Origin of the sequence: Methylosarcina fibrata AML-C10, assembly GCF_000372865.1 — a bacterium.
Lineage (GTDB): Bacteria > Pseudomonadota > Gammaproteobacteria > Methylococcales > Methylomonadaceae > Methylosarcina > Methylosarcina fibrata.
The window spans coordinates 256,951-273,729 of the sequence record NZ_KB889965.1 but is presented as its reverse complement, the minus strand read 5'-3'; the positions used below and the strand labels follow the sequence as shown (position 1 = coordinate 273,729).

16 protein-coding genes and 1 other RNA gene are annotated in these 16,779 nt (G+C 54.2%); 9 read left to right on the top strand and 8 right to left on the bottom strand.

Features of this window, described 5'->3' with window-relative positions:
- Positions 1 to 105: 105 nt before the first annotated feature.
- Both A3OW_RS0101345 and A3OW_RS0101340 read left to right on the top strand, forming a co-directional pair.
- On the top strand, positions 106 to 1,734 hold the full coding sequence (locus tag A3OW_RS0101345) for a sensor histidine kinase (RefSeq protein ID WP_020561632.1): 1,629 nt from the start codon (positions 106 to 108) through the stop codon (positions 1,732 to 1,734).
- The gene (locus tag A3OW_RS0101340) at positions 1,731 to 3,074 is read left to right on the top strand and encodes a sigma-54-dependent transcriptional regulator (protein ID WP_020561631.1); all 1,344 of its coding nucleotides are present in this window, start codon (positions 1,731 to 1,733) and stop codon (positions 3,072 to 3,074) included. Before A3OW_RS0101345 ends, A3OW_RS0101340 begins: the two co-directional genes overlap by 4 nt.
- Before the next feature lie 103 nt (positions 3,075 to 3,177).
- On the opposite strand, the gene A3OW_RS0101335 is transcribed toward A3OW_RS0101340, so the two are convergent.
- From A3OW_RS0101335 to A3OW_RS0101315, 4 genes are all read right to left on the bottom strand, one after another.
- Positions 3,178 to 3,615 carry a hypothetical protein gene (locus A3OW_RS0101335; RefSeq protein WP_020561630.1) on the bottom strand — a complete coding sequence of 146 codons (438 nt, stop codon included), beginning with the start codon at positions 3,613 to 3,615 and terminating at the stop codon, positions 3,178 to 3,180.
- Positions 3,616 to 3,946: 331 nt separating this feature from the next.
- On the bottom strand, positions 3,947 to 5,170 hold the full coding sequence (ubiH, locus tag A3OW_RS0101325; RefSeq protein ID WP_020561628.1) for a 2-octaprenyl-6-methoxyphenyl hydroxylase: 1,224 nt from the start codon (positions 5,168 to 5,170) through the stop codon (positions 3,947 to 3,949).
- The gene (gene pepP, locus A3OW_RS0101320; protein WP_020561627.1) at positions 5,170 to 6,480 is read right to left on the bottom strand and encodes a Xaa-Pro aminopeptidase; all 1,311 of its coding nucleotides are present in this window, start codon (positions 6,478 to 6,480) and stop codon (positions 5,170 to 5,172) included. Before pepP ends, ubiH begins: the two co-directional genes overlap by 1 nt.
- Before the next feature lie 13 nt (positions 6,481 to 6,493).
- Positions 6,494 to 7,015 carry a UPF0149 family protein gene (locus tag A3OW_RS0101315; protein ID WP_033411894.1) on the bottom strand — a complete coding sequence of 174 codons (522 nt, stop codon included), beginning with the start codon at positions 7,013 to 7,015 and terminating at the stop codon, positions 6,494 to 6,496.
- Between the two features lie 586 nt (positions 7,016 to 7,601).
- On the opposite strand from A3OW_RS0101315, the gene A3OW_RS0101310 reads away from it, so the two are divergent.
- The 4 genes from A3OW_RS0101310 (at position 7,602) to aroG (ending at position 9,624) form a co-directional block, all read left to right on the top strand.
- The gene (locus tag A3OW_RS0101310; protein WP_020561625.1) at positions 7,602 to 7,835 is read left to right on the top strand and encodes a TIGR02449 family protein; all 234 of its coding nucleotides are present in this window, start codon (positions 7,602 to 7,604) and stop codon (positions 7,833 to 7,835) included.
- Positions 7,835 to 8,134 carry a cell division protein ZapA gene (locus A3OW_RS0101305; RefSeq protein WP_020561624.1) on the top strand — a complete coding sequence of 100 codons (300 nt, stop codon included), beginning with the start codon at positions 7,835 to 7,837 and terminating at the stop codon, positions 8,132 to 8,134. Before A3OW_RS0101310 ends, A3OW_RS0101305 begins: the two co-directional genes overlap by 1 nt.
- A gap of 24 nt (positions 8,135 to 8,158) precedes the next feature.
- A non-coding RNA gene (gene ssrS, locus A3OW_RS26775) (6S RNA) lies at positions 8,159 to 8,339 on the top strand.
- 196 nt (positions 8,340 to 8,535) lie between these two features.
- Entirely contained in the window at positions 8,536 to 9,624 is a 1,089-nt protein-coding gene (aroG, locus tag A3OW_RS0101300) for a 3-deoxy-7-phosphoheptulonate synthase AroG (protein WP_020561623.1), read from the top strand.
- Positions 9,625 to 9,903: 279 nt separating this feature from the next.
- On the opposite strand, the gene A3OW_RS0101295 is transcribed toward aroG, so the two are convergent.
- On the bottom strand, positions 9,904 to 10,332 hold the full coding sequence (locus tag A3OW_RS0101295) for a GlcG/HbpS family heme-binding protein (RefSeq protein ID WP_020561622.1): 429 nt from the start codon (positions 10,330 to 10,332) through the stop codon (positions 9,904 to 9,906).
- Between the two features lie 31 nt (positions 10,333 to 10,363).
- Positions 10,364 to 10,969: an arylesterase gene (locus A3OW_RS0101290; protein ID WP_020561621.1), complete on the bottom strand. Its 606-nt coding sequence runs from the start codon at positions 10,967 to 10,969 to the stop codon at positions 10,364 to 10,366.
- Between A3OW_RS0101290 and A3OW_RS0101285 the strand changes: the two genes are divergently transcribed.
- From A3OW_RS0101285 to A3OW_RS0101275, 3 genes are all read left to right on the top strand, one after another.
- Positions 10,968 to 11,657, top strand: coding sequence for an ABC transporter ATP-binding protein (locus A3OW_RS0101285; protein WP_020561620.1), 690 nt, complete (start codon positions 10,968 to 10,970; stop codon positions 11,655 to 11,657). The two genes, A3OW_RS0101290 and A3OW_RS0101285, sit on opposite strands and share 2 nt — an antisense overlap.
- Positions 11,654 to 14,137 carry an ABC transporter permease gene (locus A3OW_RS0101280; RefSeq protein ID WP_020561619.1) on the top strand — a complete coding sequence of 828 codons (2,484 nt, stop codon included), beginning with the start codon at positions 11,654 to 11,656 and terminating at the stop codon, positions 14,135 to 14,137. Before A3OW_RS0101285 ends, A3OW_RS0101280 begins: the two co-directional genes overlap by 4 nt.
- 94 nt (positions 14,138 to 14,231) lie before the next feature.
- Complete coding sequence (locus tag A3OW_RS0101275; RefSeq protein ID WP_026223245.1) at positions 14,232 to 14,627, top strand: glycine zipper family protein; 396 nt, start codon at positions 14,232 to 14,234, stop codon at positions 14,625 to 14,627.
- A gap of 37 nt (positions 14,628 to 14,664) precedes the next feature.
- Here A3OW_RS0101275 and A3OW_RS0101270 read toward each other — a convergent pair whose 3' ends face one another.
- Positions 14,665 to 15,447: a tRNA1(Val) (adenine(37)-N6)-methyltransferase gene (locus tag A3OW_RS0101270; protein ID WP_020561617.1), complete on the bottom strand. Its 783-nt coding sequence runs from the start codon at positions 15,445 to 15,447 to the stop codon at positions 14,665 to 14,667.
- A 71-nt stretch (positions 15,448 to 15,518) separates the two neighbouring features.
- Positions 15,519 to 16,610 carry a DUF1631 family protein gene (locus A3OW_RS0101265; protein WP_020561616.1) on the bottom strand — a complete coding sequence of 364 codons (1,092 nt, stop codon included), beginning with the start codon at positions 16,608 to 16,610 and terminating at the stop codon, positions 15,519 to 15,521.
- Positions 16,611 to 16,779 lie beyond the last annotated feature (169 nt).

The window sequence follows — 16,779 nt, the reverse complement described above, 5'->3', positions numbered from 1 at the left end:
GGTCCGCCCGGCGTGGATTTTTCTCAAGTCGTCTCATCGATGCTATGATTAAAAAACGATTATTCTAACGAAGTCCCGGCAAAACGCCATTCATTATTATTCAAGATGTCCGAATCTTCTTCAGTCACCGTCCATCCCTGCCCTTTTTCGAAAGGGTATGCCATACCGGCGGAACAAGCCTGGATCCTGCTTAAGGTCTTTCTGGTTTACCGCTCTCTGCTCGCTTGCCTGTTCCTTGTTTTATTTTACGGCCGGATCGGCCCTTCCCTGCTGGGCTCGTACGATCGCGAACTATACATCCACAGCAGCCAGGTCTATTTTGTCGTCACCGTTTTGTCCGGAATTTGCATTTTTTTGCGGCTCACCGGCTACGCGTCGCAGGCGCAGATCTTGATTTTTACCGACATCGTCATTCTGACGGTCATCATGCACGCCTGCGGCGGCATCAGCAGCGGCATGGGCATATTGCTGGCCGTCTCGATAGCGGCCGGCGGCCTGATGATCGGCGGACGCTGTGCAATGCTGTTTGCCTCTCTCGGCAGCCTGGCCATTCTAACCGAGCATGTTTATTCGGATTATGCAGGGATTCTGCAGACGACCTCTTACACTTATACGGGCATGATGGGAGGAGCCTATCTGGCGATTGCTCTCGTCTCCCATGCCTTTGCCAAACGAAGCGAACAGATTCTGCAACTGGCCGACCAACAGAAACAAACCATAACCAATCTGGAAGAGTTGAACCAGTACATTATCCATCATCTGCAATCCGGGATCATCATCACCAATCAGGAAGAGTCCATCCAGATGGCCAACGAGGCCTCCTTGCGCCTGGTGAATTTGCCTGCCGCGCCCCGTCGTCTGGGCGAGATTTCCATACCCCTGTCATCGGCTTTCCGGAACTGGCTGAAGAATCCCGATCAGGATCAGGTTCTTTTGCAATTTTACGGTCAGGCCGAAATTCAAATACGGTTCATGTCGCTCCCTGCCAGGAAAGAGCATTATTATATGCTTATTCTCGAAGACATCCTTCTCTATAATCAACGGCTACAGCAAAACAAGCTGGCTTCCCTGGGACGGCTGACCGCCAGCATCGCCCACGAAATACGAAACCCGCTGGGAGCGATCAGCCATGCCGGGCAACTGCTTTCGGAAAACGCCGGAATATCGCGCGAAGATCAGCGTCTGGTGGAAATTATCAGGACCAATTCGAACCGAATGAATCAAATCATCGAGGACATTTTAATGCTTTCCCGGCGAAGCGCTTCCCGCCGCGAAAAAATCCAGTTGGCCGACTGGCTGGATCATTATCTGAAAAATTTCCATCTCGAACACGGCGTCAATATCAAGGTCTTCAGGCTGGATATTCCGAACAACGACCTGAACGCCTGCATCGATGCGGGACATCTGAAACAGATCATGGACAATCTTTGCCAGAATGCCCTGAAATACGGCAAACCCGAAGAAGGCCCGATCCGGCTGTGCTGCTATAAAAGCCGGCATATGAGCTGTATCGACGTAATCGATAACGGGCCGGCCATTCGCCATGATCACGTCAGACATCTGTTCGAGCCTTTTTTCACGACCTCCGCCACCGGCACAGGACTGGGGCTTTATATCTCCCGAGAATTGGCGGAGCTGAACCAGGCCAAATTAAGTTATTATTTAACTAAAAATAATCGCAATTGTTTTCGGCTGCTATTAACGGAAGCCGAACAAACTATTATTGAAATATGAGAAAATCGCTAACCTTGATTGTTGATGACGAACCCGATATCCGGGAGCTCCTGGAAATCACTTTGCGCCGGATGGACGTCGAAACGTGCTGTGCGGACAGTGTCGCGAGCGCCAAGGCTCTGTTGCAGCAAAGACCTTTCGATCTTTGCCTGACCGATCTGAGGCTGCCTGACGGGGATGGGCTGGAACTGGTCGATTTCATCCAGGCGGCGCCCAGTCCGATACCGGTCGCCGTCATTACCGCCCACGGCAGCATGGATACGGCCATTCTGGCGATGAAAAAAGGCGCCTTCGATTTCATCTCGAAGCCCGTCGATTTGACGGTGCTGCGGCAGTTGGTCGGCAACGCACTGAAATTTACCCATCTGGCGCTGGGCAAGGAAAGGCGCACCCGTCATACCCTGCTCGGAGATTCGATGGTGATGCGCGAAATCCGGGCCAAAATCGAAAAACTGGCGCGCAGCCAGGCTCCCGTCTATATCCGGGGGGAATCGGGATCCGGCAAGGAATTGGTGGCCCGGCTGATCCATCAGCAAAGTACGCGCAGCGAAAAACCGTTTGTGGCGATCAACTGCGGCGCCATTCCGCTGGAACTGATGGAAAGCGAGTTTTTCGGTCATAAAAAAGGCAGCTTCACCGGCGCCGTTACCGATAAAAAAGGCTTGTTCCAGGCAGCGGAAGGCGGCACTTTATTTCTCGACGAGATTGCCGACCTGCCTCCTCCGCTGCAGGTCAAATTGCTGCGCGCCATTCAGGAAAAAAAAATCCGGCCGGTGGGCGAACAATTGGAAATTCCGGTCGATGTCAGGCTGCTCAGCGCCACGCACAAAAATCTGGCGGAAATGGTGCAAAACGGCAGTTTCCGGCAAGATCTATTTTACCGGATCAACGTGATCGATCTGCACGTGCCGCCTCTGCGCGAGCGCGCTTCCGACATACCTGAACTGACCCATCACATCCTGACCAAGCTGACGGGCAACGACAGCTCCGATCAGGTGCGCATCTCGCCTTCGGCCTTGTCGGCGTTGCAGCGCTACCAATTCCCGGGCAATATTCGCGAACTGGAAAATATTCTGGAAAGAGCGCTGGCTTTATACGACGGAAAATGCATCGAGGTCGACGACCTGAATCTTCCGCTGCGCGCCAATACGGATTCGGAGCTGCTGAAATACGACCCTGCTCTGGGCTCACTGGAAGATTATCTGGAAAAAATCGAAAAAGAGGCGATTTTACTGGCTCTGGAAGAAAACAAGTGGAACAAGACGGCAGCCGCGAAACAATTGGGGCTATCTTTCAGGTCGTTTCGGTATCGTCTGAAGAAACTTTCTCTGGATCATTAAAAAGCCGGGATCTTCAGGTTTTGTTTGAATGGACTGACGGACAAGACTGTTCAAAAAATAAATCAACCAGCAGAGACCCGACCTGCTGGTTTTCTTTCCCGTTCTAGGCGCGGTATTTATCCATGGCTTCCAGCATGGCCAAGGCGGCCTTTATACTGGCTTCCGTATCGGCATCCAGTTCGTTGTTCTTGTACACTTTAGGCAATAAGCCTTCGGAGACCAATGCTTCTTTGATCCATCGTTTGGTAAAGCGGTAGTTCGTATAAGCATTGGAAACCTCTCCCGTTTTAGGGTCGCGCAGACCGCCGGCTCTGCCTGCCGGATGGGAGGACTCAGCCGCGGGTTCAACCGCCGCCGTCGCGGGAGCAGCGGGCTCGGCCTCTTTTACAACTGTCTGAGATTTGGGCGGCTCGGCCGGCACCGTCTTTTTTGCGGCTTCCTGCGCGCCGCCGGATTTGCCGGATATTTTTTGATCGTTGACGACCTGATAAACCACATAAGCCACAAAAATAGTCGTTAAAATAAACAACCCTTCAGTCATGACAGCACTCCCCTCCACAAAAAACGATTATGATCGCCGGCTTAGGTTGAACACGCCGGTCTTTTTGGCAAATAATCTTGCTAAAACGGAATATACCAGAAGCGAGTAACTTCGGTAAACTCTAATTCAGAAATAATAACTTTTTCCGTATAGAGGCCCCCTATAATTTTTTAAACGGGATAGCGATTTTCATCCGGATCAAACGCATCGGCCGTGCTGCGATGGGCGGACTTCTTTCCCTTTCCGCTTCACCGATCTTCAGGCCGGAACGCAAAAAACGCTCGACTCGATCCACCCGTTCGAAGCGAGGGCCGGACGCCGGCAGCTCCTGTCAGTAATGCCTTTCCCCGTTCTTCCCCAAAAACGGCAATGTTTCGGCAAAGCCCATCGCATGACGCGCCAGAAGCCTTTTGGCCGTGGGCAAATGGTCCAGCAAAGTCAAGCCGATGTTTCTTGCAGCCGTTACCGGGGCCCAGTCGTTCGAAAAAATTCGGACGACGCGGTCGGTAAAAAGAATGGTCCGGTCGTGATCTTTCCGTCTGGCCTCGGCATACTCTTGTAAAAATTCGGAAGCGCCCGGATCGAGGCCACGCCGATGCCGTTCGATCAGCCTATCGGCCAGGACCACCACGTCGCGAAGTCCGAGGTTGAATCCTTGTCCCGCCACCGGATGCAACTGGTGCACGGCATTGCCGATAATGACGGCGCGTCCGGAGACCATCTGTTCCGCACGGATCAGCGACAAAGGAAAAGCCCGTCTCGGCGCCGTCAGCTCAAGCGCACCCAGTCTATAGCCGAAGCACTGTTGCAATTCATCGAGAAACTCGGCTTCGCCGCCCGCCATCAGCGCTTCGGCATCGGCCCGGGTCCGGGTCCAGACGACCGCAGAGTGTTTGCGGCCGACCGGCAATAGAGCCAGGGGGCCCGAAGCGGTGAAGCGTTCGTAGGCGGTATTACGGTTGGGTAGCGACGACTTGACCGTGGTCACCAGCGCCGTCTGGCCGTAATCGTAAGTGGTTTGTCCGATCTCCAGCAATTTTCGGACCGACGACGAACCGCCGTCGGCGCCGACCAGCAGCCTGGCCGTGGCCGTTGTGGCTTCATTCGCCCATTTTAAACCGACGTTCATTTCATCCGGTCCGGAGGCGAGCCCTGTAACCCGGACAGGGCTCAGCAGTTCTATGCCGACCTGACGAACCGACTCCGCCACGTGGCCCTCGATGTCCCGGGCCGTGATCACATAGCCCAGAGCAGGCACCTGCTCGGCGGCCGCGGATAAACGGGTTTTGCCGAAATAGCCCTGGTCGGAGACGTGAATGCTCTCGATCGGGGTGGCGGCATGGCGGATTCCCTGCCATAATCCCAGCGATTCCAGCATCGCTACGGAACCGGCGGACAAGGCCAGAGCCCGGTCTCCGGCGGGAGAGGCCTGCTGTTGCTCACGGGTGCTGGCTTCGACGATCGCCAGCCGCAAACCGCTGCCTTGCAGCGCCAGGGCGAGGCAATTGCCGGCCAGACCTCCGCCGGCTATCAACAAATCGTAATCCTGACTCATCAGGCCGCCTGCATCAGGGCTTCTATGTCGGCGATGGTTTTGGGGACCGCTGCGGTCAGGCATTCAAAGCCGTCCTCGGTAACCAGGATATCGTCTTCGATGCGTATTCCTATGCCCCGCCATTTTTTATCGACCGTCTGGCAATCCGCCGGAATGTACAAGCCGGGCTCCACGGTCAGCACCATGCCGGGCTCCAGCAATCGCCATTCGCCGTCCACCTTGTAGTCACCGACGTCATGAACGTCCATGCCGAGCCAGTGGCCGATCCTGTGCATGAAGAACTGTTTGTACTTTTCTTCCTTGATCAGTTTTTTTACCTTGCCCTTTAACAGGCCCAGCGACACCAGCCCTTCGGTCAGGACTTCAACGGCCGCCTCATGCGCCAGATGCCAGGGCAAGCCCGGCCTGATCTGTTCGATGGCAGCCGCCTGGGCATCTAAGACCAGTTGATAAAGTTGTTTTTGCGGCTCGGTAAAGCGGCCGGAAACGGGAAAGGTACGGGTAATGTCGGCGGCGTAATGGTCGCATTCGGCGCCGGCGTCGATCAGCAGCAAGTCGCCGCTTTTCAATTTGTCCGAATTTTCCGTATAGTGCAGCACGCAGGCGTTTTTACCGCCGGCGACAATGGAAGGATAAGCCACCGAGCGCAAGCCTTCCTGGACGAAGCAATGTAAAAGTTCCGCCTCGATCTGATATTCGTACATACCGGGCTTGCATTTCTGCATGACCTTGACGTGGGCATTGGCGGAAACTTCGGCGGCGCGGCGCATCAAATTGAGTTCGTCCCTGCTTTTGAACAACCGCATTTCGTGCAGTATGTGCTCCAGCGAAACCAGCTCGCCCGGCGCCACGACGCCGGTTCTGGACTGGCTGCGGATATGGTTGATCCATTCCAGCAGACTGTGGTCCAGGTCGAAGTTCCGCCCCAGCGGGTAATAGACTTTGCTTTTGTTTTCCAGCATGCCCGGCAGAATTTCATCCAGATCGTCGATCGGAAAGGAATCGTCGGCGTGGTAATGCCGGGTTGCTCCCTCCAGTCCGGCATGCGCCCCTTCCCATAGAGCCTTGGTTTCGTCGTATTCCCGGCAGAACAGTATATATTCGCCCTGCTCCCTGCCCGGTATGAAAACCGCCAATGCATCCGGTTCGTTAAAACCGGTCAGATAATAAAAATCGCTGTCCTGGCGGAACGGATAATGAACGTCCCGATTGCGGATCCGCGGCGAAGCGCTGGCGATCAGGGCGATATTCCCCTTGCCGATGCGCTGCATTAATTGTTTGCGACGTTTTTTAAATTCACTTTGTTTCATTGGCGCTCGTCTTCTAATGGACAACCCCGGCCGTATTAGCGTTTATTTCATACCGGAGTAATAAAACGGCCGATCTTAAATATTCGGTAATTTCGACAAAAGCGCATTCGTCCTCCTCGCTTTCCGCTACCGTATCGACACGGGTGAACTCCGAAATATCCTTCAAGATTTCGCTGACCTTCCTGTTCCAGTTGATATCGGTGCAAACGGCGCCGACTCCATAAAGAAATCCCTGGCACCACCCGGCCAACGCCGCGACCTGATCGGTCAGCAGAGCATTATCGTCGGGCAAGAAAAGCTCGAACTCCATTTGCTCGCTCGCCAATAAACTGGCCGTTTCCTCGAACAGATCCATCAATAACCGTTTTTCCTGTTCATTAAGAGGAACGGCTTTGGAAAACAGCTCGGACAGCCACCGTCCGCTTTCCGTATGTTCATCGACGCACAACATGCCGACGGCGACGCCATGGGCTTCGGCCGCGGTCAGCTCGGCATCCCGTTGAAGGCAGATCGTATTGATTGTTTGATAAGTCATGAATTCATTATTGAACAAAGCTTGGAGGGGTCTCGATGCAGCGTCGCCGCTCCCCAGGAATGAATAAAATACAAGCCATTGCGCGCCATATGGAAAATCCGGTTTTTTCCCCACAAGCTGCCTTATTTACAGGCTCGGCGGCGCTTTGACGCGAAAACCGCCCAACCACCGGATTTTGTTTTGCAATGCGCGGCGTCGGGAGTCCGATCGATTGTGTTTTTTCATATTACCATAAGAGTGGCCCGCCGACTTTTTTTATAGCGCCGCTACTCTACTATCTCAAGTTTGGAGATAATATCGATTGCGAAACCCAACAACGGCATGCCCAGATAATCTGTTAATATTGAATCATTTTCTTAATTTTTCAACATTAAGACAAATTCTAAATTTTAGGATAGAATAATTTTCGTCCTTACCAAGTCGTATGGAAATGAGTTTCCGGTAAACGCTGATCAGTCGATTGAGCCGAATCTAATCCGCACTGGGCATGCCGTTTAATAACCGGCAGTTGTCCTTCAAGGCGTTACTGGCTATCAATTACCTGGAGCGACCCGTTTTCCATCCCTACCCATCTGGTACTACGTCCATGAATGCGAAGATAAATCCGAATCCAGATCAATCTCTCGAATTAAAAGAACTCGAAGAAAAGCTGGATCAACTGATAGAGCAATACAATTCCGTTAAAAACGAAAATACGTCCCTTAAAACCAAACAGGAAGCCTTGGTCAAGGAAAAAGCCAAACTTCTTGAAAAAACCACTCTGGCAAGGCTCCGGGTGGAAGCCATGATTAATCGTTTGAAAGCAATGGAGCACGGCTAATGAGCAAAGATTTACACCCCATAACCCTGACCATCATGGGTAAAGACTATAAAATCGCCTGCGCTCCCGAAGAACGCGACGATCTGCTTCGATCGGCTCAGCAACTCGATGCGCAAATGCGCCAAATACGGGATTCCGGCAAGGTTAACGGCGCGGACCGGATTGCCGTCATGGCGGCGCTCAATCTTGCTCACGAGTTGCAGGTGACCAAAAACCAGAATGAATTACTCACCCGGCTGCTCAATGAAAGCCTGGCCAACATGAGTCAAAAAATAGAAAACGTTTTAGAAAATTCTTAAAAAATAAGCTAAAATATAGTCGTGTATCTCCTGCAGCATTCGAGGATGTATTGGGTGTTTCCTGAACCTATTATTACCCGGGAGGCGAACACTCGGCAATGGTGTGCAAGCCTGTTGTGAACAGGAAGCCTGATTTACCGGACCAGCCTCCACTTGAACCTACGGTTCAAGGACGAAAGTACATTACGGCGCAGGCGGGAGATACATGATTTTCTCTTCCGAAATTTTAAGCATTTCCGGCTCATTCCGGCGCTTTTGCCCTGAAAGCGCGCAACCGGAGTTCTCTGACGAACCGAAATTTCCCTAAAAGGTTTTTACCTTGCTAAGCCGCAAAAGAATCGGGCTTTCATCTCCGGGTGACAAAACAAATAATTAATCCAGCGTCCTGTGTGGTGCCATTGATGCAAATGAAATACAAAACCGACGATTTGAGGATCTGTGCGACCAAAGAAGTGATCGCGCCGATTCAAGTCCATACCGAAATGCCGATGACCGAGGCCGCGGCCGAAACCACCGTGAAAGCGCGTCAGGCGATCCACCGCATTCTCACCGGCGAAGACGACCGGCTGCTGGTGGTGATCGGCCCCTGCTCGATTCACGATCCGATCGCCGCGAAAGACTACGGCAGCCGTTTGAAAGCGGTCAGGGACGAGTTGGCCGACGATCTGGTGATCGTGATGCGGGTGTATTTCGAAAAGCCGCGCACCACGGTCGGCTGGAAAGGGCTGATCAACGACCCCGACCTGGACTCCAGCTTCAACATCAACAAAGGCCTGCGCGTGGCCCGGCAATTGCTGCTGGATCTCAACAACCTGGGCATGCCGGCGGCCACCGAATACCTGGACCTGATCACGCCCCAGTACGTCTCCGACCTGATCGCCTGGGGCGCGATCGGCGCTCGCACCACCGAAAGCCAGGGCCATCGGGAGCTGGCCTCGGGCGTCTCCTGCCCGATCGGCTTCAAGAACTCCACCGACGGCACCATCAAGATCGCCATCGACGCGATCGGCGCGGCGATGAGTCCGCACCATTTCCTGTCCCTGACCAAGGCCGGCCATTCGGCGATTTTCTCGACCACCGGCAATGAAGACGTGCACATCATCCTCAGGGGCGGCAACGGTCGGCCGAACTACGATGCGGTCAGCGTCGAGCAGGTCGCCGAAGGGCTGGTCAAGGCGAACCTCAGGCCCAACATCATGATCGATTTCAGCCACGCCAACAGCCTGAAGCAATGCCAGCGCCAGTTGATCGTCGGCGACGACGTCGCCGGCCAGATCGCAGGCGGCGACCGCAGGATCATCGGCGTCATGCTGGAAAGCCACCTGAAGGCCGGCCGCCAGGAAGTGGTGCCGGGGCAGCCTTTGACCTACGGGCAGAGCATCACCGACGCCTGCCTGGGCTGGGACGACACCGTCCCGCTGCTGCACAAACTGGCCTCGGCGGTGCAGGAGCGCCGCTCGGTCGACCGCAACCGGAGCCTCAACGCATGAACATCTATGTCAATGGCGTACCCCATGCAGGCACCCTGCACGAAAAAGGCTTCGATTAAATTCCACCGAACGCCGGGGCCGGCCAGAGCGTAAGCGGGTTCTGCCCCTGGAGGGCATGAAAGCACGGCCTAACTCGGCCTACAGCTTCTGTCGTGCCTCCAGCCCCGGCTCTGCATGGAAGCGGATTCATTCTCGATTGAAATGGGCGAGGAAGAGTTGAACCTAAACCGGTTCGGCAATGCCCTCTTCCGCCCTCATGAAACAGGGGGCTATAAAAACTCAGACCCCCGCTACGAAGCCTGCCGCTTCGATCCCGGCAATCGCACAACGCTCGTCCTGATCGGAGACGTCTCCGCTGATCCCGATCGCTCCGATCAGATTGTTGTCGGCATCGCGGATCAATACGCCGCCGGGAACCGGCATGACCTTGCCTTCGGCCAAGCCGATCAAGGCTTTCATGAAATCGGGGCGTTGCACGGCAACCCCCGCCAAACTGCGGGAGGAGACTCCCATATTGACCGCGCCCCAGGCTTTTGCCGTGGCGATCTGCTGTCTGATCATGCTCGCGCCGTCTTCTCTCTGCATGGCTTTCAAATGGCCCGCCGCATCCAGGACCACCACGGTCAACGGCGCCATATTCAATTCCCGCGCTCTGTTGATCGCGGTCTGTATCATTTGATTGGCTTTTTCCAGTGTTAAACTTGTCATCCGTAAATCTCTTTTTTTGTTGTTTTCTAGGTTATTTCAATAAAGATTGCAATGGCGTCCATACTCGTTCAGCGATAATCGATTGCGCTTTCGCATTGGGATGCAGTCCGTCCGGCTGCATCAGTTCCTTAATGAGGGCAACGTCTTCCAGAATGAAAGGGACATAAGGAATTTTCAGTTCCGAAGATAACTGGAGATAAGCATTATAAAACATATTAGTGTAACGTTTGCCATAATTGGGCGGAATGCGCATGCCCAGCAGCAGCACCCTGGCGCCCGCTTTCTGTCCGCGCCGGATGATCTCGGCAAGATTGTTTTTCATGATGTTCACCGGCAGCCCCCTGAGACCGTCGTTGGCGCCCAGTTCTATCACAAGGATCACAGGCTTATGCTCCGACAGGATCCGGTCGATGCGCGCGAGCCCGCCGGCCGTGGTATCCCCGCTGATGCTTTCGTTGATGACTCGATCGCTACCGTTTGAGGCATTCAGCTTATTCTGCAACAATGATACCCATCCCTGCGAGACTTCGATGCCGTATCCGGCGCTGATACTGTCGCCCAGGACGACAATGGTACCGGCCGTCACGGCCTGCGGTATGAATGAAACAATAAGGATAAACAAGACTCTAAGCAACATGACTGAAAAATCTGAAAAGTACTCGAACCACATTATCGTAGCAGAAAGCTTGGGCAAAGAGGTTACGACTTCCGAAGGGCTTTTACAAATTTTGTCAGGAATCGATCTGATCATCCAATCCGGAGAAAGCATCGCCGTCGTCGGCGAATCCGGTTCCGGCAAATCGACTCTGATCAGCTTGCTGGCGGGCCTGGACACGCCTACCTCGGGTTCGATTACCGTAAACGGCCGGTTATTGACCGCAATGGATGAAGACGGCCGGGCCGCGCTTCGCAGCGAACTCATCGGATTCGTTTTTCAGTCTTTTCAATTATTGCAGGGATTGACCGCGCTGGAAAATGTCATGCTGCCTCTCGAACTCAGCGGAAACCGCCAGGCCAAGCCGCTGGCGGCGGCCTTGTTGAAACGGGTGGGACTGTCTCACCGTCTGACGCATACGCCGAAGCAGCTTTCCGGAGGCGAACAGCAGCGCGTCGCCCTGGCCCGTGCCTTTGTCGGCAAGCCCGCGATTCTTTTCGCCGACGAACCGACCGGCAACCTGGACAGCAAGACCGGCGCCCGGATCATCGATCTCTTGTTCGAACTGAATCATGAACACAACACGACGCTGATCCTGGTGACCCACGATCAGGCCTTGGCCAGTCGTTGCCGGCGCACCATCCGGTTAAACTCGGGGACCATTGCATGAGCCGTTTTTTGCTGGCATTCAAACTGCTGCGCCGGGACAGCCGTTCCGGCGAATTGACCTTATTGACGATCGCGCTGATCATTGCAGTCGCAGGCTCCACCACCGTCTCGCTCTTTGCCGACCGCCTGCACCGCACCATGACCCAGCAGTCCGCCGAATTTCTGGCTGCCGACCTGGTGGTCGGAAGTTCTTCCCCGCCGCCTGCCGAATGGTCCGCCAAAGCCCGGCAACTGGGCTTAAGCGAAGCCCGAACGACGGAATTTGCCAGCGTGCTCATGGAAAATAACGAACTGATGCTGGTCAGCGTCAAATCGGTCAGCGACCACTATCCGTTGCGGGGATTTTTAAAAATGACCGCCTCCGATTATGCAGCCGAAACCGTCGTTCATAAAGGCCCCGAAGCCGGCACGGCGTGGGTTGAAAAACGGATATTGTCCGCCCTGAAACTGAAACCCGGCGATTTCGTGACGGTAGGCGAGAAGCCGCTGACCGTTGCCGGCATTCTGACTTATGAAACCGACCAGCAGGGCAATTTATACAGCTTTTCCCCCCGAGTCATGATCAATGCCCGGGATTTGGCGGCAACCGGCGTGATCCAGCCCGGTAGCCATGTCCATTATTTTTTTCAGCTTAGCGGCGCCGACAAAGATTTAGCCGAATTCAAACGCTGGCTCAAACCGCAACTGGATCCGTCGCAGCGTCTTCTGGACATTCGTGAAGACCGGCCCGAACTGGGTTCGGCGCTGACCCGCGCGGAACGCTATCTTGGCTTATCCAGCATTATCGTCATCGTTATTTCGGGCATCGCCATCGCCATGGCTACTCGGCGTTACAGCGAACGGCATTTCGACAGCACGGCGCTGTTGCGCTGTCTGGGTTGCCGGCAGCGAGAAATACTCCGGCTTTATCTCTCCCAGTTCCTGGTCATAGGCCTGATCGCGAGCGCTACAGGCTGCCTGATCGGCTGGTTCGCCCAAAACGCCCTGTTCCGTTTGTTGCAAGCCTGGCTGCCCGAACAGCTTGCCGCCCCCGGTCTGCTGGCGGTCTTTTTCGGACTCGCCACCGGGCTGGCCGTTTTATTCGGTTTTGCGCTGCCGCCTTTGTTACGCCTGAAACGGGTCTCCGCCCTGAGAGTGCTGCGCCGCGACCTGGATCCTTTGCCCACCGGCGCCTGGCTGGTGATGGCCATGGCCCTCGGCCTGATCTGCATGCTGATCTGGCGTTATACCGACGACCTCCGGATGACTCTGACCATCGCCGGAACGGGAGTTTTGGTGGCGTTGGTGTTGGGCTTGCTGATTCAGGCTCTGCTGCTGTCCGGAGCGAGACTGTTGCCTCACCTGAATCTATTCTGGCGCTTCGGCCTGCAGGGCTTGTTGAAAAATCGCCGCGCTACGGTCGGTCAGATCATGGCTTTTGCCATGACTCTGGCCGCAATGATACTCGCGTCCATCGTGCGTACCGATTTGATCGACGCCTGGAAGAAACAATTGCCCACGCACGCCCCCAATCATTTTGCCCTCAACATTTTTCCGGAACAAATGCCGACGTTTGCCCGGGAATTAAAAGATCGGGGCATCGAAGGCAGCCGGTTTTATCCGATCGTCAGGGGGCGGCTCATCGAGATCAACTCGAAGCCGGTTGAACAAATCGTCAACAAGGATTCGCAAGGCGAAGAAGCCATCCACAGGGAATTGAGCCTGACCTGGACGGACGAGCTGCCGGAAGAAAATAAGGTCACCGCCGGCCAATGGTGGAACTCTTCGCCTCCGGGACTGGTCTCGGTTGAGGAAAAGCTGGCCGAAAGCTTGAAAATCGGCCTGGGCGATCAATTGACTTTTGTCGTGGGCGGCCAGCGGTTCATGGCCTCGGTAGCCAGCATTCGCGCCCTTCAATGGGATACGATGAAACCGAATTTTTATATGATTTTTTCACCGGGCACACTGGATCCCTACCCCAAAACGTATCTGACCAGTTTTTACCTACCCGAGGCGAAAAAAGAGGTACTGAATGCGTTGGTCAAACAATTTCCGGCCATGACCGTTCTGGAAGTAGACCAGATCCTGCAACAATTTAAAACCATTCTTGCCCAGGTCAGCCATGCCATTCTGTATCTTTCCTATTTTGCATTGACGGCGGCTTTTACGGTGCTTTTTTCTTCGGTTTACAGCACGCTTGACGACCGGATTCAGGAAGGCGCGCTGATGCGAACCCTTGGAGCCGAACGCCGTTTTTTAAGAAGAATCCAGTGGCTGGAGTTTTCCCTGTTGGGCTTCATTTCAGGCATTCTGGCCGTCGTGATCGCCGAGGCGCTGATTTATGCTTTGTATCATAAGGTCATGCACATGGAATACCGGCCTCATTTCTACTGGTGGGGACTGATTCCTCCGGCGGGCGCCTTGCTGGTGGGAGCCGCCGGATGCTGGGGAGTCCGCAGCGTCGTCAACAAGTCGCCGATACGCGTCTTAAGAGAGCTCTAACGCAATCGGACTACCCTGTTATTCATGCTTTATTCATAATAAATTAACTATACTTAAAACCATTGAAATTAATTCAAGAAGGTACTTCAATATGATGAAAAAACTCGCATTAAGCATTGCTGTTGTCGGTAGCGCCTTGAGTGCCGGCTGTTACAGCTACGGCGGCTGGCAGCCGACGGTGGATCCTTACAACAATCCGAACGCTTACCGGATTAATCAAGATATAGCCGAATGCAGACAATTGGCCAGCGAGGCTTCCGGCGGCACGGCCAAAGAAACGGCCATCGGCGCCGGCGTCGGTGGTTTGATCGGCGCCGCAGGAGGAGCCGTGGTCGGGGCTTTTACCGGCAATCCGGGGGCGGGCGCCGCCATCGGCGCCGCGGCGGGCGGTTTCGGCGGCGCCGCCAAGCAAGGTTTCAGCGCGGAAGATGCTTACAAAAGAGCGTACTCCAATTGCATGAGAAACCGCGGACAAAAAGTCGTCAACTGATCGTAAAAGAGCATAACACAGGGACGTGTTTTCTTTGCTACTCGCCGGGAGGACGTGATCGCCTTTCGGCTTCTCCGTCTCCTGCGGTTCCCCGAGTCAACCGACGGCCGCTTTCGGAAAAGCGCAACAAGAACGGCGACAAATACTGCTCGCTTTCCTGGGTATAAATCCCGGCCGACTCATAGACCGTCATCCTTTCCTTTAGGCATGTGAGCCGGCTTCGGCCGAACGTCAGCGCCGCCACCCTGGCTTCGCTGTGGGCAAACCCCTGAATCAGAGTCTCTCCAACCGGGTACAGGCCGGCCTCCAGCGCCAGTTCCGTCAACTTGCCGACGGCATGAACGGGCAGCAACAGATAACAAGAGCCTTCAGGCGCGAGTAAATGGTTGACGATGCCGATCAGTTCGCAGTAAGCCAGATGTTCGGCATGACGGGCGGTTCGTCTAAGCCTGCTCTGCGAAAGGTAATGGCGTTCGAAAAACGGCGGATTGCATACGATCAGATCGTATTGCAAGGCAGCGGTTTCGGCAAAATCCTGAATGCTTCGGTGAACGGCCTGAAGCCGGTCGGCCCAGGGGCTCAGCGCAAAATTCAGTTCCGCTTCCCGGTAAGCCTCTTCCGTGAGTTCCACGCCAGTAATCCATTTCCCTCCCAATTGGGCCGCCATCAATGCCAGCACGCCGCTGCCGGTGCCGACATCCAGCACCGCTCGGCCTTCCACCGGCGGCATCATCGCGCCGAACAACAGCGTATCGGTGCAGATCTTCATCGCCGACTGTTCCTGAACCACCGAAAACTGCTGAAAGCGGAAAATCGACATCTTCAACGTTTCCTGTGAAGGTCAAACGACCGATGGGCGGCACCCCACTCCCGGTCAAGCTTGCCCTTTCATTACTGGCGGCTGTCCGGCAATTTCCTGCCGGCCGGGCCTTTTGAAGATGACAGTTCCTGCGGCTCATCCGAAGACCGAAGCGGTTCTCCGGCCTCTTTCAGAAGAGCTTCCGCCGCTTGATACAACTCGGGTAAAACATCGTTCAGAGCTTTTTCGAAAGAGCGGTAAAGCGTCGGTTTGATCGTGCCGATTTCTCCAATTTTTTCGATGCTTTTATTAAAGCTCCGGAAAAGATGGGCAGGATCCAGCGGGTTGTTCACATCATTTCGGGCAACGCCGGAGGCGGCGCTTAATTTCATCTCGAACCGGCAGAGGGAATCGCTGAAATGAGCCGTGACTCTCTTAATACTGGCCGACCAGCTCAGCCATTCTTCAAAATCATTCCTGTCGGTAAAAGCCGTCTTTTCTTCGGCATCCCGGGCTTGAAGAACAAAATCCGCCTTTCCCAGCAAGTCCGTTTCATTTAAAACGGATTCGGTGAATTTCCCAAGAATGGCAGTCTGGCAAAATCTTAATTCTCTAATGGCATCGAGAAAGGCCGCTTCCTCGCTAAAATGAACGGCATTCGCCGCAGCTTGTTCCAGATCGTTTCGCACTCGATTGAAAAACACGTCCATCAGCAGGGGTAACCGAATCTCGAGCACCGATTCAAGCGAGTTTTTAAACTGTTCCAGGCTTGCCGACGGGAGCGCTGAGGCCTGCTCGCTGAAGATGTCAGCTTCGCCGTGTGTCCCCGCTGCTTTAAGCCAACCGTTGAAAACGGCTTCCGGCATTTTGGCGAAAGCCACGCCAAGGCCGCCGGCACCGAGTCTTATGACTTCAGCTTCAATGGCTACCGCTTCCTCTTCTTTCTCTCTGGCTCGAGACACCAGAATTTTTACTTTTTTATGCAGCAGCAGAGACAAATCCACAAAGGATTTTTTGCATTCCAGGAACAATCCATGCGCGCTGAAATCAAGGACATGGCATTGCAGGGAGAGCGGTTCTTCCATTGCAAAAGAAATCGGTTCCTCGAAAGCGAGAATCGCGTCGAGTTTTATTCCATGCCGTTTGGATCGGCGACGTTCTGTATCGATGAAATAACTTGACATTGATTAGCCCCGGACACTTGCGTTTTAATCGTAACTTGTAAATCATCAAGAAAAATCGGTTCAATTCCTTTTTGATGAATTTGTTGTTGATGTTATACAAGCCGTTGGTATTTTGAAACACATGAAATAGAAAATCCAGATTATCTTTATGGGTTTGAAGGAAACCAAT